The organism is Subtercola boreus (assembly GCF_006716115.1).
GTDB classification, from domain to species: Bacteria; Actinomycetota; Actinomycetes; order Actinomycetales; family Microbacteriaceae; genus Subtercola; species Subtercola boreus.
Window position 1 is genome coordinate 331,149 of sequence record NZ_VFOO01000001.1, and the last position, 17,519, is coordinate 348,667.

The following is a 17,519-nucleotide window of genomic DNA, read 5'->3' on the forward strand; positions in this document are numbered from 1 at the left end:
GGGTCGGCGTTTCGCCGGCCGGTGCGGGCCTTCTCTCGTTCGTGCGTCAGGTGGGGTCGCTCATCGGTCGTCCGGCGGCCCAGACGGCGTCGACGGTCCAGTCTGTGCCGAGCAGCACGACATCCGCCGCGTAACCCGGCGCGAGATAACCGAGCGTCTCATCGAGGCCGAGGGCCCGTGCCGGTGAGGCCGTCAGGGCGCGCACCGCGAGCACCGGGTCCGTCTCGGAGTCGAAGATCGCGGAGCGGAGCGCGACATCCTGGGTCAGCGTCGAGCCCGCGATGGTGGTCGTTCCCGACAGCATGGCCCGGCCATCCGAGACCGACACATTCAGGTCACCCAGCTTGTAGTGCCCGTCGACCGAACCTGCAGCGGCCATGGCGTCGGTGATCAGGAGGATGCGCATCGGGGCCGCGAAGAACGCGACCCGGGCGACCTCCGGATGCACGTGGAACCCGTCGAGGATGAGCTCGAGGGCCACGCGCGGATCGCCGAGGGCCGCCGTGACCGGCCCCGGTTCCCGGTGCTTGATGCCCGGCATCGCGTTGAAGGCATGGGTCAGCAGGGTGGCGCCGCGGTCGAACGCCTCCTTGGTGAGTCGGAAGTCGGCGTCGGTGTGCCCGACCCCCACGGTGACCCCGGCAGCGACGAAACGGTCGATCGCGTCGAGGGCTCCCGTCAGTTCGGGGGCGAGGGTGACCTGGCGGATGGTGCCTCGGCCGGCCGCGAGGAAGGTGTCGACCAGTTCCGCGGTCGGAGTGCGGAGGTGGGCCGGATTGTGGGCGCCCCGGTGGTTGCGGGCGAGGAAGGGCCCCTCGAGGTGCGATCCCAGGATGAGCGGGTCGGCCTCGACGAGGTCGGCGATCAGCTCGAGGCTCTCGCAGAGCACCTCCACCGGGTTGGCCACCAGGCTGATGACCGAGCGGGTCGTTCCGTGCGCGCGGTGCATCGCGAGTGCGCCCTGGATGGCCTCGGTCCCGTTGTCGAACGAGAACCCGCCGCCGCCGTGGCTGTGCACGTCGATGAAGCCGGGTGTGAGCCAACGGCCGGCCGCGTTCACGACGACGGCATTCTCGGCGGTGGACCAGCCGTGCCAGCCGGTGCCGGTGCCGGTGGCGGCAAGGGTGCTGCCGGTGAAGGCGAGCCAGAAGTCTTCGACGACGCCGTCGGCGTCGACCTTCACAGCGGAATGGATGACGACGGTCATGCGAACTCCTTGCGGCCTGAGATGATGCCGCTGACGACGGCGAGGATGCCGAACAGCGCGGCCACGATCCACTGGCCGATGACGAGCCAGGCCAGGGCGGCCGACCCCATGATCACGATCTCGACGAGCGCTTTGCCGAACGCGTCGAGGTGGAACACGGCCCGCGGGGAACGGAACAGCCCCCACAGCACGATCGCGAAGAGCGGGGCGCCGATTCCGAAGGCCCAGTTCCAGAGCGGGGGCCAGGCCAGGAAGCCCCACAACCCGATGGAGAAGAACGCGAACAGCTCGAGCAGGAACCGGAGCACGTCGTTCGGGCCGAATCGCGGCGGAGCGCCCTGGTCGGTATTCACGACTGCAATAGTACTTGTGCGCCGAGACCGCCGTTACCGGCCGACAGCCGGTACCATGGGAGTTGGCGGTCGGATGTCGCACCGCCCCGAGCGCGGACATGGTCGGTTGCGTACTCGCCGAATGCTGCACCCTCGAAATGTGGTCTGTCCCCTCGTGACGAATGCCGTCAAGACTCCTGTCGCCACGGAGTCCGCTCCTTTTCCCTACGTCGCCCTCTTCGTGCTCGCCACCGCTGTCTTCATGTCGGTCACGGCGGAGATGATGCCCACCGGTCTCCTGCCGGAGATGAGCGCTGAACTCGGCGTCACGGAGTCGCAGATCGGACTGCTGGTGACCCTCTTCGCGGTCGCGGTCGTGATCACCGCGGTGCCGCTCTCGGCGATGACCCGTCGCTTCTCCCGGCACACGGTCATCGTCGGAGTGCTGCTGGCTGTCGCTGCCACCAGCACGTTCTCCGCGCTCGCTCCGAGCTACGGCCTGCTCGCGTTCGCGCGCGTGCTCGGCGGAACCGCGCACGGACTGTTCTGGGCCGTCGTCGGCGTGTACGCCGCCCACCTCGTGCCGCGTCACCAGATCGCCCGCGCCGTGGCCATCACCACAGGAGGGGGCACGCTGGCCTTCGTGCTCGGGGTTCCGGCAGCCACAGTGGTCGGCCACGCCTTCGGCTGGCGCGTGCCTTTCCTCGCGATTGCCGTCCTGTCGCTCTGCGCTTCCCTGTTGATCGCCAAGAGGCTCCCGCGGATGCCAGCCCCCGGTCCCCGCGTGAAGCCGGCTCCGGATGCCCGGGCAGAGCCCTCCTCGGAGACCGGAGTGAAGCTCTCCCGTCTGAAACGGCTCGACCCGACCGTGCCGGGCGTCGCCGTCATCTGCGTCATCATCGGAATCCTGATGGTCGGCCACTACTCTCTCTACACCTATGTCACCCCGTTCCTGATCGGACAGCTGGGTGTGCCGATCGGGAACGTCGGCGGGATGCTCTTCGTCTACGGTGTCGCGGGGGCCCTCGGGCTCCTGATCGCCGGGTTCGTCTTCGGAGGGCGACCCACCTTCGGCGTCGGCATCGCTCTCGTCGTGACGGGCGCCTCCGTGCTGGTGCTGTCGCTGTGGGCCTCGAATCCGTGGCTGTCGATCCCCGCCTTCGCCCTGTGGGGCATCGCACTCGGTGTCATTCCGACTCTCATGCAGGCCCGCGTGCTCCACGTCGCTTCCCCGGCCATCACCGATACGGCGGCTGCGTTCTACTCCACGGCCTTCAATATCGGCATCGGTGGCGGAGCCCTCGTCGGTGGGCTGCTTCTGAGCGGATTCGGGCTCGAATCGCTGCCGCTCTTCTATCTGCTGCTGCTCTTCGTCTCCGGTGCCCTGCTCTGGATCTCCGTGATCGTCTCGCACCGCCGGCACGCCGCGACGCTGGCCTGACCCCGGTCAGCCGACCAGGAAGGCGGCGCTCGTCGATGGCCCGTGGCGGCCGGAGTCCGGATCCACGTAGCGAATCGACACGGTGACCCGTGTGCCGGCGGGCGTGCCGCTGTCGAGGCTGAAATCGTCGCCGGAATTGCCGTCGGGGTTCAGGACGAACGTGCGGGGGTCGCTCCGGCCGTCGAGCAGCTGCTCGAAGAATGCCCCCGGCACCCCGTGCGAGTAGACGGTGTAGCCCGAGCCGCCGATGGTGCTCTCCGGTTGGGGACTGAGGAGCGAGATCGGTTCCAGCGTCACGCTGGTGGCGAGGCCGAGAGGGGAACGGATGCCGTCGGTCGACACTTGGCGGAGGGAGAGCCGGTGCTCGCCGAACCCGAGGTCGGGGTAGTCGGAGACCTCGAAGCTGCCGTCTTCGGCGTCGGCTGTGATGTGGGCGACGACCACCCCGGTCGGGGTGCTTTCGGCGCGAACGCGTGATGCGGTCACCGGGGACGCGCTGCCGATGAGGTCGACGACCTCGACCGTGGCGCCGGGCTCGGCCTGCCCCGAGATGACGGGGAACAGCAACCCGCTCGGATCGGCGGCGATCTCGTAGAGCGGAGCGTCTGGCACGGAGGGGGGCGGCACGGAGGGGGGAGGGGTCGGGGGTGTCGTGGGAGGCGGTGTGGTGGGCGGCGGAGTGGGCGGCGGAGTCACCGGTGGGGTGGTCGTGACCGGGGGAGTCGCGGCAGGCGCGGGAGTCTGCGAGGGCATCGGGGTCGGTTGACCTGCGCCTGCACCGGACTCGCTCGGCACGATCGGAGCCAGCGCGTCGCGCGGGGGAACAGGGCTCCCCGGATCGAGGGCCCGGGTGCCGAACCCTGTGGGAACCGAAGATCCGCTGCCGGCAGAACCCGAAGCTGCGCTCAGGGAGCCTGCCGCCGCGCCAGCGCCCGTAGCCGAACCCGAGCCGGCGGCCGGAACCGCGGGGGACCCGGCGCCCTGTGCGGCCGAGGCCGCGCCGTTCTGGGCGTTCGGCTGCGTCGTGCCACGGTCGCCACCGGCCTGGGGTGAACTGGTCGCGGGCGCTGCCGCCTCGACGGTCTGCGGGGCGGGGGACACGATGAGGGGGGAGAGGAGGAACGCTGCGCCGACCGCGGCAGCGGTCGCCAGTGCGAATCCGACGGCGTTCCTCGCGCGGGGGAAGGCCGTGACGAGCATCCGGCGCGCTCCGCCGGTCGTCATGCGGGCGGCGCGGACGACGTGGGTCGGAACCGTGGTCGCGGAAGAGGTTCCGGCATTCGCCGCGCCAGCCGCCTCGGATCCAGCCGGGACAGGCTGCGCGACCGGCGCGGTGTGCGCGACGGAAGCCGCGTGCACGACAGGTGCGGCGTGCACGACGGGTGCCGCGTTCGCGACAGATGCGCCGCTCGACACCGCGCCCGACCCCGACCCCAACCCGGCGCCAGCACCAGAACCGGATGCCGCAGCGGCGCCGCCGTGGCCCAGAACCCCTGCAGCAGTCGCTGCCGCCGCGCTGCCGCCACCCTGCATCGAGACCGTGTAGGCCGCCGCTCCGGCGACCCCTGCCACGAGGGGGAGGAGCACCAGCGCGAGCCGGGAGCCCACGTCTCTGGCCTCCTCGCCGACGATGCTGCACGACGTGCACGCTGCCAGGTGCTGCTGCAACTTGCGGGTCTCGCGGGTGCCGAGACTGCCTCGCGTGTAGGAACCGAGTTTCTCGATGACCGCGGCGCACTCGGTGTCTGCCGCGCGCACCAGGTGCGCCTGGATCCAGGCCTGCCTGAGCCCCTCCCGCGCCCGGAAGGTCAGGGCGGAGACGGCGTTCGAGGTCATGCCGAGCAGGGGTGCGATCTCATGCGAGGCCATCTGCTCCACCTCGCTGTACCAGAGCGCCTCCTGCCAGCGGGTCGGGAGACTCCGGAACGCCTGCGCCGTCAGGCTCTTGTCGAGCGCGAGGATGGTCTCGTTCTCTTCGCTGGTGGGGTCGGCGAGGGCGTCGAGCTCGTCGCTCGTGTCGATCTGGGCGCCACGTTTCAGCTGCATCGCGACGTTGCGGATCGTGCTGAAGAGATACGGCCGGAAGGCGCTTGTCGGCCCGCCACCGTTCCGGATGGCCTGCAGCACCTTCGCGAAGCTCTCGGAGACGATGTCGTCGGCATCGGCGGTGAAACTCCGCGCCACCGTGCGCCCGGCGCGGGAGTGCCTGTTCCAGAGTTCGGCGAACGCGCGGGAGTCGCCTGCCCGGGTGCGCTCGACGAGATCGAGATCGCTCGGACCCGTCTCGTCGTCGGGCACGGCGTGCGCGCCGATCGGGTCACTCATCGCCAACACCTTCCGGTCGAGACATCCTCATTAATGTATCACTGAACAATACTCATCAGCACAGGGGAAAAGCAACGCTGCTATGCTGAGCCCGTCGCAACTGGCGTTCAGATGGTCACCATCGGGAAGCGACTGACACGGATTCGGCCGCTCGCCTGGGTCGCTACGGAACCGCACGACCACCATTCCGTCCTGTCGACACAAGGAGAGCCCGATGCCCAGCCAACTGCCCTCAACGTTCAACGACGCCCTCGCGAGCGTCGACCCCGAGATCGCCGCCGTCCTGCGCGACGAACTCGGCCGCCAGCGCGGCACGCTCGAGATGATCGCGAGTGAGAACTTCGTCTCCCGCGCCGTGCTCGAGGCGCAGGGATCCGTTCTCACCAACAAGTACGCCGAGGGTTACCCCGGCCGCCGCTACTACGGCGGCTGCGAGTTCGTCGACGTGGCCGAGAATCTCGCCCGCGACCGCGCGAAGGCGCTCTTCGGTGCCGAGCACGCGAACGTGCAGCCGCACGCCGGCGCCCAGGCCAACGCGGCGGCCCTGATGGCCCTCGCCACGATCGGCGACACCATCCTCGGCATGGAGCTCAGCCACGGCGGTCATCTGACGCACGGTATGAAGTTGAACTTCTCCGGCAAGAACTACCGTGCAACGAGCTACGGCGTCGACCCGGAGACCTACCTCGTCGACATGGACATCGTGCGCGAGAAGGCCCTCGCCGAGCGCCCCACCGTTCTGATCGCCGGCTGGTCTGCCTACCCCCGCCAGCTCGACTTCGCCGCTTTCCGTGACATTGCCGACGAGGTCGGCGCGAAGCTCTGGGTCGACATGGCGCACTTCGCGGGGCTCGTGGCCGCGGGCCTGCACCCGTCGCCCGTCCCGTACGCCGATGTGGTGACGAGCACCGTGCACAAGACCCTCGCGGGTCCCCGCAGCGGTGTCGTGCTGAGCAAGGCGGAGTTCGCCAAGAAGATCGACTCCGCCGTGTTCCCCGGCCAGCAGGGCGGCCCGCTCATGCACGTCGTCGCCGCCAAGGCCACCGCGTTCAAGCTGGCCGCAGAGCCCGAGTTCAAGGACCGCCAGCAGCGCACCATCTCCGGCGCGAAGATCGTCGCCGAACGCCTGATGGGCGCCGACACCGTGGCCGAGGGCATCAGCGTGCTCACCGGCGGCACCGACGTGCACCTCATCCTGGTCGACCTCCGGAACGCCGCCATCGACGGCAAGCAGGCCGAAGACCTCCTGCACGAGGTCGGCATCACCGTCAACCGCAACTCGATCCCGTTCGACCCGCGCCCCCCGATGGTGACCTCCGGTCTCCGCATCGGCACCCCGGCGCTGGCAACGCGTGGTTTCGGCGACGAAGAGTTCACCGAGGTCGCCGACATCATCGCGAACGCCTTGAAGCCGTCACCGGATGTCGCGGCCCTCCGCGCCCGCGTGCTGAAGCTCACCGACGGCTTCCCGCTCTACGACGGCCTCGAGAACTGGTAGCGAACCAGCCATGAAGGCTTGCCGATGAAACCCCTGACGGGTGAACAGTTCGCGATCGAGTACGAGCGGGGTGACGGCCGCCGCTCGACGGCGATCGTCACCGAGCTCGCCGCCGCCCTCCGCGAACTGTTCCTCGACGGGGTCGAGAGCGTCGAACCGCACTCCGAGAACGAGCTGCCCCCGATGGGATCCGGTCTTCTGCTCGTTCCGTGGCCGAACCGCATCGCGGGTGCCCGGTGGGAGCTGGATGGCAAGCCGCAGCAGCTCGACCGCACCGAGCCCGCCACCGGCAACGCCACGCACGGCCTCGTGCGGAACACCGCCTACCGCCTCACCGCACGCACCGCGAACTCGATCACGCTCGACGCGACGGTGTTCCCGCAGCACGGCTACCCGTTCCGCGTCGACACCAGCGTGCAGTACGTGCTCGACGAGAACGGCCTGACGGTCATCCACTCGCTCACGAACGAATCGGCGGCAGCTGCCCCGGTGGCCGTGGGCGCGCACCCGTACTTCCGGGTCGGCGACGTGCCGGTCGGCGAGCTGGTCGCGACCGTCGACGCAGCAACCCGGTTCGAGGTGGATGCTGTGGCCATCCCCACCCGCGAGGTCCCGGTCGACGGCACCGGCTTCGACCTGCGGGGCGGCCGCCCGGTCGGCGAGCTCGACATCGACAGCGGATTCGGCGGCGTGGGCATCCACGACGGCCGCGCCGTGCACTCGGTGACGGCGCCCGACGGATCGGCGACCGAGGTGTGGGGCGACGAGAACTTCCGTTTCGTGCAGTTCTACACGCCGCGGAACTTCCCCCGGGGCACCGTGACCCCAGCCAACCCGACTCCCGGCCAGGCCGTCGCGATCGAACCCATGACGGCCCCGGCCAACGCGTTCAACACGGGCCTGGGGCTCCGCTGGCTCGAACCCGGCGAGACGTGGCGACTGCAGTGGGGCATCCGGCACCGAGCAGCCTGACAGGCTGCGGGTACCGGATGCTCGGCCGCCGAACCGCTAGTTCTCGACGTTCGGCGGGGTCTGGTCGACCTCGCTGAGGAAGTTGTAGGGGATCGGCTCGACCGTGTCGGGTCCGACCTCGCCCAGGGCCCACGTGCGCACCGACGTCGCGCCCGCGGCCTCGAACGTGAGTTCGACGAGGTCCTGGTAGGCCCCGTCGACGTAGGACAGTTCGACGATCTCATTGTTGCCGATGACTCCCGGCCCGATGAGTTCAGCCCGGTAGGTGCTCTGGTCGGTCATAGCTTCCCTGCTCTTTCCGTGTCGCATTCACCGCAGCGACGTCGCCGCGGTCGGTTCCCAGCGTAGGGGCGCCGGCCGGGCCGCAGAAGGGCCCGCGGCTGCACGTTCTCCCACATCTCGGCCGAGGTGGTGGGACTGGGGGCACGATCTCGCACGAATGTGCTCCGGTCAGCGCAGGTGCGCCTCGCGCACATTCCGGGTGTGCAGGATGCGCCCCAGAACGAGGGCGACAGGGATCGACAGCGCCACCCAGGCGGCTGCGGCCACGGCTGCCCCCTGGAGGGCGTCGCTGAGGAGGTCGGGCATGAGTGCTCCCTCGTGTCGGTGAGGTGTCTGCGCGCCCGGATGGGCACACCATCACTCTGCTGCCGCTGGCTCCACGAACGCTCGGATCAGCCTGCCCGTCCGCTGTGGGTCGTCTGTGCCGGGCTGAGAGTCGACGCAGCCGGCAGGCCGGGGTTCGTCAGCCGCAGGTGTCGGAGAGCCAGTTCTTGATGCTGTCGAGCTGGGCCTCGAATGCCGTGTCGACGAAGGCCGGGCGCTCGGGTTCCGGGGTGGGAGTGGAGGTGGCTGGCGCGCCCGGCGTCGGGTTGGCGGTTGCGGTGGAGGCGCTGGAGCTGGCGCTGGCGCTGGCGGTCGCGCTCGCCGAGGCGCGGATGGCCTCCACCTCGTCGTTCCACGAGGAGAGGGCCTGGCCGTAGGTGCGCACGATCGCCGACAGCTGCGCGTAGTTCGCCGCGATGGCCGGGGGAGCAGAGGCAGCCGCAGTGCGGATGGTGTCGTCGATGTCGTCCACGCCGCCGTCCGGGTCGGCCAGCGCCAGGTTCTTCGGGGCCAGGGCGAGCGTCAGCACATCCCCGGCGACAGCCGCGCACGCGTCGTCCTTCGTCCCGTAGGCACCCCACTCCGCGTTCGTCGAGGCGCTCGGGCCCGCTGTGAGGCTCGGGTTCGGGATGACCGTGGGCGAGACATCCGGAGCCGAACACGCCGCGACGCCGAACATCAGCACCGCAGCCGCGCTGACGCAGAGAGCCAGGCGTGCACTTCGGTTCACCATGCTGCCCTGCCCGCCTCTCCCCGGCCTCGACTCGCGCCGGGCGTCTCTGGCCAGCGTAGAGGTAACAGGCGCGCTGTGAACGCCGGAGCGGGAATGCCCGTAGCCTTGGACTTCACCCCGCTCGAGCGTGTCGGGAGTCCCGTGAAGGTTGTGTTCCTCGTTCTGCGCATCGCGGCGCTCGCCACGACAGTGCTGGCGCTGGTCTCCCGCGCGGACTGCGTCTTCGCGAGCGGGGGCTGCCGGGCATCCAATCTGCTCAGCTACTTCACCATCGAGAGCAACATCGCCTTCGTGCTGCTGCTCGTGCTGCTTCTCGCCCGCGGGCTCCGCCGGCCGGAGCGGGAGTGGCTGACGGCGCTGCGGGCGCTCGTGACGGCCTACCTGGTCGTCTCCGGCGTGACCTTCGTGGCACTGATCGTCAACGCGGGGCTTGCCGACTACGTGTTCCTCGTGCCGACCTCGGAGAAGGTGCTGCATTTCGTCGTGCCGTCGTACGCGATCCTCGACTTCGTGTTCGCACCCGGGCGGCACCGCCTGCACTGGAACACCGTCTGGGTCTCGCTCGGTTTCCCCCTTGTCTACGGCATCTACACGCTCGTGCGCGGGCCGGCCGTGGGGTGGTACCCGTACATCTTCCTCGACCCGCAGTGGGCCGGCAGCTACGCGGCGGTCGGGGTCTACGCGGCGGTGCTGGCAGCCGTCATCCTCGCGGTCTCGGCGGCCCTCATCGCGGCGAGCCGCCTGCCGCGGCTGCCCCGCCTTCCGGTCAGCCGGCGTGCGCCGCCAGCCACGCAATGACGGTGGCGGTGATCTCGTCACGGTTCGTCTCGTTGAAGATCTCGTGGCGTGCGCCCGGGTACACGGTGAGGGTCACGTCGGTTAGGCCGGCGTCGCGGTAGCGCTGGGCGAGGATGCCCACGAGCTGTCCGTCGCCCGAAAGCGGGTCGTCCTGGCCTGAGACGACCAGGATCGGGAGGTCGTGGCGGATGCGGCCGAGTTCCGCCGGGTCGGCCAGACGCGCCGCAGCCGAGAACAGCTGGGGGATCAGGTCGTCGGCGAGGTCGAATCCGCTGAGCGGGTCGGCGACGTACGCATCGACTTCTGCGGTGTCGCGCGAGAGCCACTCGTACCCGGTGCGGTGCTCGAAGGCGGCGTTGAAGGCGGTCAGTTCGACGGGGCCGTCGCCGGCATTGGCGGCCAGTGCGCCGGCGAGAACGTCGAGCGCGGTCGACCCCGAGAGAACGACGCCCGCGTAGAGGTCCGACCGCTCGAGGAGCATCTGCTGGGCCGCGAACGACCCCATCGAGTGCGCGATCAGGAAGAGTGGAAGGTCCGGATGCTCGGCCTTGACCGACTCGCCGAACGCGATCATGTCGGAGACCAGGGCCTCCCAGCCGGCCGCGCCGAAGCTGCCGAGGGGGACCACCCCGCCGTCCGCCTCGCCGATGGAGGCCCCATGCCCGCGATGATCGTCGGCGTGCACCTCATAGCCAGCGTCGGTCAGAGCGTCGGCGAGGCGGCCGTAGCGGCCCGAGTGCTCAGCGACCCCGTGCGCGAGCTGCACGACGGCACGGGGCGAACCCGACGGGACGTTCCAGCGGTAGGTGGCGAGGGCCAGGGAATCGGTCGGCGAGGGGAAGGTGGAGGTGAGAGGTGACATGGCTGGGCCTTTCTTCGGTGACGGGTGCAGACGGTGACGGGTGCAGACGGTGACGGGTGCAGACGGTTGTCGGTTGCGGGTGGTGCGGGTAGCCGAGGATGACGGGGGAGTGGGCCCCGCGGCCCCGCTGTAGACTCCCGAGATGGGCCCGAGCGCAGAGACAGCGAAGTCGCGTGCGACCCAGGAACGGAGCATCGACACGCAGGCGCGGATCCTCGACTCGGCGATCACCGCGCTGGTGCAGCATGGCTATTCCGGGGCCACCACCCTGCGCATCCAGGAGATCGCCGAGGTGAGCCGCGGCCGGCTCCTGCACCACTACCCCTCGCGGGACGACCTGCTCGTCGCCGCCGTCTCGCACCTCACCGAAGCTCGGATGCGGGACCTCGCCGACGACGTCGCGTGGCCGGCGGACCCGGTCGCGCGCATCGAGGTGGCGATCGCCCGCATGTGGGAGACGTTCCAGCAGGAGTACTTCTGGGCATCCAGTGAACTGTGGCTCGCGGCGCGGGCGAATCCGCGGCTGAAAGAGGCGCTCGAACCGCACGAGCGGAGGCTCAGCGCCTTCATCGTGCAGAAGGTCGGCTCGATGTTCGGCGACCGGCTCGTTGCAGCCAGCAGTTACGTGACGGTGCGCGACGTGCTCATCAGCAGTATGCGAGGCGTGGCCCTCAGCTATGCGTTCCGCCCGCGGGACGCCGAGCTCGACCCGCACCTGGCCGAGTGGCGTGCCATCGCCCGTGCCCTGCTGCTGCCGGTGGATGACCGTCATTCCGCCGACGGGCCCTCGTCGTAGTACGTGGCGTACGCATCGCGGATCAGGTTCTTCTGGATCTTGCCGGTCGACGTGCGGGGCACCGATTCGATGACCACGATGGCCTTCGGGATCTTGTAGGCGTCGATGTGGCTCCGCATGTTCTGCCGGATGTTGTCGGGTGCGAGCGTCGCGCCGTCGCGGGCGGTGACGAAGGCGGTGAGCGCCTCGCTCCAGTGCGGATGCGGCAGCCCGACCACGACCGCGTCGGCGACGCCGGGTTCCGCTGCGTAGACCGCGCGCTCCACCTCGATCGAGGAGACGTTCTCGCCGCCGGTCTTGATGACGTCCTTGCGCCTGTCGGTGAACCAGAGGATGCCGTCGACGCCGAGGTGTCCGACGTCGCCGGAGTGGAACCAGCCGTCGGCGAACGCCGCCTCCGTCGCTGCCGGATTGTGCAGGTACTCCGTCATCGTGTGCGGCCCGCGGTAGACGATCTCCCCGACCTCGCCCTGGTCGAGGATCTTCCCGCCCTCGCCCATGATCGCCACCTGCACGTTCACGACCGGCGTTCCCGCGGCACCCGGGTGGGAGAGCTGGTGCTCCGGCCGGAAGATCGTGGCGGTCGGACTCATCTCGGTCTGTCCGAAGAGCAGGTAGAAGCCGCAGTCGAAGACCTCGAGGCACCGTACGAGGGTCTCCTGGGGCATCGGCGCCATGGCGTAGAGCGCGCGGCGAAGGCTGCCGAAGTCGCGGTCGGAGATGGTGGGGTGGTCGAGCATCGCCCGGTACATCATCGGCAGGCCGAAGATCTGGGTGATCTGTTCGCGCTCGATGAGATCGAGCAGCACCGTGGCGTCGAACCCGGGGATGATGTGCAGCGCAGCCCCGACCATGATGGCCGACGTGCAGTGGCAGTTCAGCTGCGCGGTGTGGAACATCGGCATCATCGCCACGAACCGGTCGTCGCCCCGGAACTGGCCCTCGAGCGCCATCGTCATCGATTCCAGGTAGACCGCGGTGTGGTTGCCGACGACGCCCTTAGGCAGGGCCGTGGTGCCGCTCGTGTACAGGTAGGTGAGCGCGGCGCGGTCGTCGATGAACACCTCGGGCTCGACATCCGCCCCGGAAGCCACGAAGTCGTCGAACTCGCGGGTCGACTCACCGAAGACGATCACTCGCTGGATGCCCGGCTCCCCGTCGATCGCAGCCCGGTTCTTCGCCAGCAGGGTGTCCTGCACGATGGCCAGGCATGCGCCTGAATCCTTGAGCACGTGGGCGACCTCGTCGGTCCGCCAGCCCAGGTTCATCGGCACGCAGACGAGTCCGAGTTTCGCGCAGGCGTAGTAGGTGACAAGGAACTCGATGCTGTTGCCCGCGATGAGCGCGAGCGCGGAACCTGACTGCAGGCCGGCGCCCGACAACGCCCCGGCCATCCGGTTCACCTGTGCGTTGAACTCGCGGTAGGTGAGCCTCCTGTCACCCTGCACCAAGGCCTCAGCCGCCGGTGTTCGCGCGGCGGTGCGGGTGAGGCTGTCTCCGACGTTCACCCGGTGGATGAGGTTGTCGCTCAGCAGCGCGCCGGCGGGCATGGTTCTGACGTCATTTGAGATGTCCACACTGACTCCAAATGTGATTGGGGGTTCACCGGAAGCATTCTATCTCTCCACACAGTGAACGGATATAGTGAATACGAAATCACAATTGGAGTCATCGTGGACTTTTCTGTCAGTGCAGAGCTCGCCGATCTGACCCGAGGGGTTGCGAAGGTGCTCGCCCCGTTCGGTGGCGCCTACTACGGCGAGCATGCCCGTGACCGCGAGCCGTGCGCCGAAGCGTGGACCGCGCTCGGCGACGCGGGATTCATCGGTGTGAACATCCCGGAGGAGTACGGCGGCGGCGGTGCCGGGATGCTCGAACTGGCACTCGTCACGGAGGAGTCCGCGGCGCAGGGTGTTCCCCTCCTGCTTCTGCTGGTCTCGTCGGCGATCTGCGCCGAGGTGATCTCGACCTTCGGTTCCACCGCGCAGAAGGAACGCTGGCTGCCGGCCCTGGCCGACGGTCGTTCGAAGATGTCGTTCGCCATCACCGAGCCCGACGCTGGTTCCAACACGCACGAGATCTCGACCAACGCCGTGCGTGACGGCGACGGCTGGCTGCTCAACGGCTCGAAGTACTACATCTCCGGCGTGGACGAGGCCGACGCGATCCTTGTCGTGGCACGCACGGGCAGGGATGCCGAGGGCAAACCGCTGATGTCGCTCTTCGTGGTGCCGACCGACGCCGCGGGCCTGGAGCGCTCGCGGATCGAGATGGACATCGCCCTGCCCGAGAAGCAGTTCACTCTGTTCTTCGGCGACGTGCGACTCCCTGCCGACGCACTCATCGGCGAGGAGGGCAACGGCTTCCAGCAGGTCTTCCACGGCCTGAACCCCGAGCGGATCACGGGTGCGGCCCTCTTGGTGGGGATCGCCCGGTACGCGCTCGGCCGCGCCGCCGCCTACGCGCGCGAGAGAGAGGTGTGGGGTGTGGCCATCGGTACGCACCAGGGCCTCTCGCACCCGCTCGCGAAAGCGAGCATGGAGACGGAACTCGCCGCCCTGATGATGCGGAAGGCTGCCTGGCTGCACGACAACGGGCTGCCTGCCGGTGAGGCCTCGAACACCGCCAAGTACGCGGCGGCCGAGGCGGCGCTGAACGCGATCGATGCGGCCATCCAGACCCACGGCGGCAACGGGCTCGCCCACGAGTACGGACTGATGCCCTACTGGGGCATGGCGCGGCTGCTCCGCATCGCGCCGGTCAGTCGGGAGATGATCCTGAACTTCATTGCCCAGCACAGTCTGAAGCTGCCGCGCTCGTACTGAACAGAGGCGGGGGTGCGGGCGGCAGGGTGCAGGCCACGGCGGGGCGTTCACGGCACGGCGCTCACGGCACGGCGCTCACGGCGCGGCGACGAACCCCTCCCGCAGCCGGTGCTTCTGCAGCTTCCCGGTCTCGGTGCGCGGGAGGGAGTCGACAAACTCGATCTCACGCGGCACTTTGAAGTGCGCGATCCGCGCCCGCAGGTAGTCGAGCAACTCCGTCTCTAGCTCCGGCCCGGTCTCGACGCCGGGGGCGGCCTGCACGAAGCCTCTGACCGCTTCCCCCATCTCGGCGTCGGGAACGCCGATCACCGCGATGTCGTGCACCTTCGGATGGAGGGTCAGCGCGTTCTCCACCTCCTGGGGGTAGATGTTCACACCGCCGGAGATGATCATGAATGCGGCCCGGTCGGTGAGGAAGAGGTAGCCGTCGTCGTCCACATACCCGATGTCACCGGTCGTGCCCCAGTTGTCGTGCAACGGATGCTGCGCCTTCTTCGTCTTCTCGGGATCGTTGTGGTAGCTGAACGGCAGCACCTCGCGTTCGAAGTACACGAGCCCGCGTTCGCCGACGGGCAGCTCGTTCCCCTCCTCGTCGCTGATGTGGATGATACCGAGCCCCGCCTTCCCGACCGTTCCGGGTCGTTCCAGCCAGGCTTTCGAGTCGATGAATGTCACGCCGACCGCTTCCGTCGCGGCGTAGTACTCGTGCAGGATCGGCCCCCACCACTCGATCATCGCGCGTTTCGTCTCGACAGAGATGGGGGCCGCGGCGTGTACGGCGACCCGGTGCGACGACAGGTCGTGACCGATCCTCTCCGCGGCCGGCAGCTTGAGCATCCGCACGAACATCGTCGGCACCCACTGGCTGTGCGTGATGCGGTATCGCTCGATCGCGACGAGCGCAGCGACGGCGTCGAACCGGGGGAGGATGACGACGGTTCCGCCGACCGAGTGGATCATGCCGCCGAACCGCAGCGGTGCCGCGTGGTAGAGCGGCGAGGGGTTGAGGTAGACGGTGTCGGCGTCCCAACCGAACATCGGACCGAAAAGGGGCAGCAGTGGATCCGCCCCGTCGTTCACCTGGTAGGGAGGGAGCGGGGCTTTGACGCCCTTGGGCTGCCCGGTGGTGCCCGATGAATAGAGCATGTCCTTCCCGCGCGGCTGGTCACTGGGCGGAACGTTCGACGCGGCGGCCAGCGCCTCGTCGAACGACCCGTGGCCGGCAATGGCCTCGCCGACCGAGAGTCGCAGCGTGATGGCCCCGGTGAGCGGGATGATCGCGGTGGCGGTCTCCGTCAGGGAGCTGTCGGCGATCAGCGCCCGCGCCCCGCAGTCGTTCGCGATGTACGCCACCTCGACCGGCGACAGACGGTGGTTGATCGCCGTCATGTAGAGACCGCTCCGCATGGCGGCCCAGTACACCTCGTAGTAGAGCGGTGAGTTGGGAGCCAGCATCGCGACGCTGTCGCCCGGCCGCAGCCCGTGGTCGTAGAGCACGTGCGCGAGCCGCACGGACCGTTCCTCCAGTTCCGCATAGGTCACGGTCGCGCCGGTGTCGGCCATGATGATCGCCGCTTTGTCCGGCGTCGTGCTGGTGAATGCTCCTGGGTACACAGTTTCTCCTCGTTGAGACCTGGGCCGTTCCGACAAGCATGGACGAAGCGGGTCTAAGAGTCAAGACTGACTGTTTACTTCGGGGCGGTCATCCGAGGCCTGCGCGGAGCGCCCCGGAGGCCATCCGCGAGAGCGAGGCGACCTGCTGGTCGGCGGGGAGCGGGTTGTCGTAGGTGCACACCGAGTTGATCAGCGCCAGCACGGCCTGCACCACGGTCCGGAGTTCCGATTCGCTCGCGTACGGTGAGATCGCCTCGCACTGGAAGACCCACTCCTCGATGAGCTGGCGCTGCTGGCGGCGGAGGCTCCGCAGGTCGTCCACCGGGAGGTTGCCCGCGTCGCGGAGGTAGACGGCCACCAGCGAGCGGTTCTCGATCGCCGTGCGGGTCTGGGTGAGCACCATCGTGTCGAGCAGGTCGATCCCGGTGCGGCCCGACGCGACGGCCTCGCGCGTTCCGGTGAGCATGGTCTTGACGACGCGGTCGAGCAGCGTGCCGAGGATCGTCGACTTCGAGTCGAAGTGACGGTAGACCGCCGACCCCACGATGCCGGCCGCTGCCCCGATCTGCGTCATGCTGACGGACGGGTAGCCGCGCTCCGCCATCAGGTTCGCAGCCGACTGCAGGATGAGTTCGCGCCGCTCACGGGTGCGGGCCGATTTGGGGCTGGTCATGTCACCTGAGTCTCCCACGCTCATCCGCTCTCCTTCGGGAAGAGCCCGGCAGGTCGCCCCGGGCCTTCTGAACCCGCAAAGGCCTGGGCGATCGACATCCAGCCCCATGCAGCGCCGGGGGTGGCCTCGAGGCCGGTGTCGGCAATGTTCCGGCGCTGCGTCACGACCATCGCGAAGTCGCGGGCCTGCCCTGAGATCCGGTCGGGGAGGCTGGGGTCGCCCCACTCCCAGACGGAGCCGTCGGGTGCCTCCAGCTCGACGCGCACCTCGGCGCCCGGGAGCTCACGCGCCCGGAGAGCGTAGGCGAAGCCGCGGGTGATCACGCCGAGATGGCAGATGTGGCGAAGGCTCGCCGTGGCAGGATGCCCGACGCCGAGGGCGTCGCAGATGTCCTGCCCGTGCGCCCAGGTCTCCATCAGCCGCGCCGTGGCGGAGGATGCCGCGCTCATCGGTGGGCCGAACCACGGCGTGCGGGCGCGCGGCCCGATCCGTTCGAACGTCTCGAGAATCGACGCGCGGGAGCGGCCGAACCAGGCGAGGAGCTCGGCGGGGGAGAGGCCCCGGCGTTCGTGGCTGATCCGGTCGACCCAGTCGGGGCCGGCCGCGAGGAGTTCGGCCGAACGCAGGACGAAGAGCGGGGCATCCGTGAACCCGACGTCGGCGACCTCGTCGAAGAAGGCGAGGTGCACCACCTGATCGTGGATGTCCCATCCCTCTGCGGGCGTCGGGGTCAGCCAGGCGGCGGGTTGCAGGGCGCCCAGAGTATCGAGGAGTGCAGCCGTCTCGGCGCGGAGGTCGCCCAGCAGCAGCGCCCACTGGGCCTCGTCGACGGCCACC

At 69.1% G+C, this 17,519-nt stretch carries 17 protein-coding genes and 1 riboswitch; of the genes, 6 read left to right on the forward strand and 11 right to left on the reverse strand.

Annotated features, from left to right (window positions below; all coding sequences use genetic code 11):
- Window positions 1-46: 46 nt before the first annotated feature.
- Window positions 47-1,207, reverse strand: a complete 1,161-nt coding sequence (gene nagA, locus FB464_RS01625) for an N-acetylglucosamine-6-phosphate deacetylase (RefSeq protein WP_116415411.1) — start codon at window positions 1,205-1,207, stop codon at window positions 47-49.
- The gene (locus FB464_RS01630) at window positions 1,204-1,560 is read right to left on the reverse strand and encodes a YrdB family protein (RefSeq protein ID WP_246092876.1); all 357 of its coding nucleotides are present in this window, start codon (window positions 1,558-1,560) and stop codon (window positions 1,204-1,206) included. Before FB464_RS01630 ends, nagA begins: the two co-directional genes overlap by 4 nt.
- A 154-nt stretch (window positions 1,561-1,714) precedes the next feature.
- Between FB464_RS01630 and FB464_RS01635 the strand changes: the two genes are divergently transcribed.
- Entirely contained in the window at window positions 1,715-2,980 is a 1,266-nt protein-coding gene (locus tag FB464_RS01635; protein ID WP_170151941.1) for an MFS transporter, read from the forward strand.
- A gap of 6 nt (window positions 2,981-2,986) precedes the next feature.
- Here FB464_RS01635 and FB464_RS01640 read toward each other — a convergent pair whose 3' ends face one another.
- Window positions 2,987-5,305, reverse strand: a complete 2,319-nt coding sequence (locus FB464_RS01640; protein ID WP_116415408.1) for a sigma-70 family RNA polymerase sigma factor — start codon at window positions 5,303-5,305, stop codon at window positions 2,987-2,989.
- A gap of 86 nt (window positions 5,306-5,391) precedes the next feature.
- Window positions 5,392-5,473, forward strand: a riboswitch (ZMP/ZTP riboswitch).
- 46 nt (window positions 5,474-5,519) lie between these two features.
- On the opposite strand from FB464_RS01640, the gene glyA reads away from it, so the two are divergent.
- Both glyA and FB464_RS01650 read left to right on the forward strand, forming a co-directional pair.
- Window positions 5,520-6,803: a serine hydroxymethyltransferase gene (gene glyA / locus FB464_RS01645; RefSeq protein WP_116415407.1), complete on the forward strand. Its 1,284-nt coding sequence runs from the start codon at window positions 5,520-5,522 to the stop codon at window positions 6,801-6,803.
- 24 nt (window positions 6,804-6,827) lie between these two features.
- Window positions 6,828-7,775, forward strand: coding sequence for an aldose 1-epimerase family protein (locus FB464_RS01650; RefSeq protein ID WP_116415406.1), 948 nt, complete (start codon window positions 6,828-6,830; stop codon window positions 7,773-7,775).
- Window positions 7,776-7,811: 36 nt separating this feature from the next.
- On the opposite strand, the gene FB464_RS01655 is transcribed toward FB464_RS01650, so the two are convergent.
- The 3 genes from FB464_RS01655 to FB464_RS01660 form a co-directional block, all read right to left on the reverse strand.
- On the reverse strand, window positions 7,812-8,057 hold the full coding sequence (locus FB464_RS01655; protein ID WP_116415405.1) for a hypothetical protein: 246 nt from the start codon (window positions 8,055-8,057) through the stop codon (window positions 7,812-7,814).
- Between the two features lie 168 nt (window positions 8,058-8,225).
- Window positions 8,226-8,363 carry a hypothetical protein gene (locus FB464_RS19660; RefSeq protein ID WP_170151940.1) on the reverse strand — a complete coding sequence of 46 codons (138 nt, stop codon included), beginning with the start codon at window positions 8,361-8,363 and terminating at the stop codon, window positions 8,226-8,228.
- Between the two features lie 157 nt (window positions 8,364-8,520).
- The gene (locus tag FB464_RS01660; protein WP_116415404.1) at window positions 8,521-9,114 is read right to left on the reverse strand and encodes a hypothetical protein; all 594 of its coding nucleotides are present in this window, start codon (window positions 9,112-9,114) and stop codon (window positions 8,521-8,523) included.
- A gap of 93 nt (window positions 9,115-9,207) precedes the next feature.
- Here FB464_RS01660 and FB464_RS01665 point away from each other — a divergent pair, with 93 nt between their 5' ends.
- On the forward strand, window positions 9,208-9,912 hold the full coding sequence (locus FB464_RS01665; protein ID WP_142206579.1) for a Pr6Pr family membrane protein: 705 nt from the start codon (window positions 9,208-9,210) through the stop codon (window positions 9,910-9,912).
- On the opposite strand, the gene FB464_RS01670 is transcribed toward FB464_RS01665, so the two are convergent.
- Window positions 9,881-10,774 (reverse strand): alpha/beta fold hydrolase, encoded by an 894-nt coding sequence (locus FB464_RS01670; protein WP_116415402.1) that lies wholly within the window; start codon window positions 10,772-10,774, stop codon window positions 9,881-9,883. The two genes, FB464_RS01665 and FB464_RS01670, sit on opposite strands and share 32 nt — an antisense overlap.
- Window positions 10,775-10,916: 142 nt before the next feature.
- On the opposite strand from FB464_RS01670, the gene FB464_RS01675 reads away from it, so the two are divergent.
- A complete protein-coding gene (locus FB464_RS01675; protein WP_116415401.1) occupies window positions 10,917-11,570 on the forward strand; it encodes a TetR/AcrR family transcriptional regulator in 654 nt (217 codons plus the stop codon).
- Here the strand turns inward: FB464_RS01675 and FB464_RS01680 are convergent.
- Window positions 11,543-13,147, reverse strand: a complete 1,605-nt coding sequence (locus FB464_RS01680; protein ID WP_211327383.1) for an AMP-binding protein — start codon at window positions 13,145-13,147, stop codon at window positions 11,543-11,545. The two genes, FB464_RS01675 and FB464_RS01680, sit on opposite strands and share 28 nt — an antisense overlap.
- 96 nt (window positions 13,148-13,243) lie before the next feature.
- On the opposite strand from FB464_RS01680, the gene FB464_RS01685 reads away from it, so the two are divergent.
- Complete coding sequence (locus tag FB464_RS01685) at window positions 13,244-14,395, forward strand: acyl-CoA dehydrogenase family protein (protein ID WP_116415399.1); 1,152 nt, start codon at window positions 13,244-13,246, stop codon at window positions 14,393-14,395.
- A 75-nt stretch (window positions 14,396-14,470) separates the two neighbouring features.
- Here the strand turns inward: FB464_RS01685 and FB464_RS01690 are convergent, their stop codons facing one another.
- The 3 genes from FB464_RS01690 to FB464_RS01700 all read right to left on the reverse strand — a co-directional run bounded on the left by FB464_RS01690 (window position 14,471) and on the right by FB464_RS01700 (window position 17,518).
- Entirely contained in the window at window positions 14,471-16,009 is a 1,539-nt protein-coding gene (locus tag FB464_RS01690) for an acyl-CoA synthetase (RefSeq protein ID WP_116415398.1), read from the reverse strand.
- Between the two features lie 88 nt (window positions 16,010-16,097).
- Window positions 16,098-16,682: a TetR/AcrR family transcriptional regulator gene (locus FB464_RS01695; protein ID WP_170151939.1), complete on the reverse strand. Its 585-nt coding sequence runs from the start codon at window positions 16,680-16,682 to the stop codon at window positions 16,098-16,100.
- A 20-nt stretch (window positions 16,683-16,702) separates the two neighbouring features.
- The gene (locus FB464_RS01700) at window positions 16,703-17,518 is read right to left on the reverse strand and encodes a TIGR03084 family metal-binding protein (RefSeq protein ID WP_116415396.1); all 816 of its coding nucleotides are present in this window, start codon (window positions 17,516-17,518) and stop codon (window positions 16,703-16,705) included.
- Window position 17,519 lies beyond the last annotated feature (1 nt).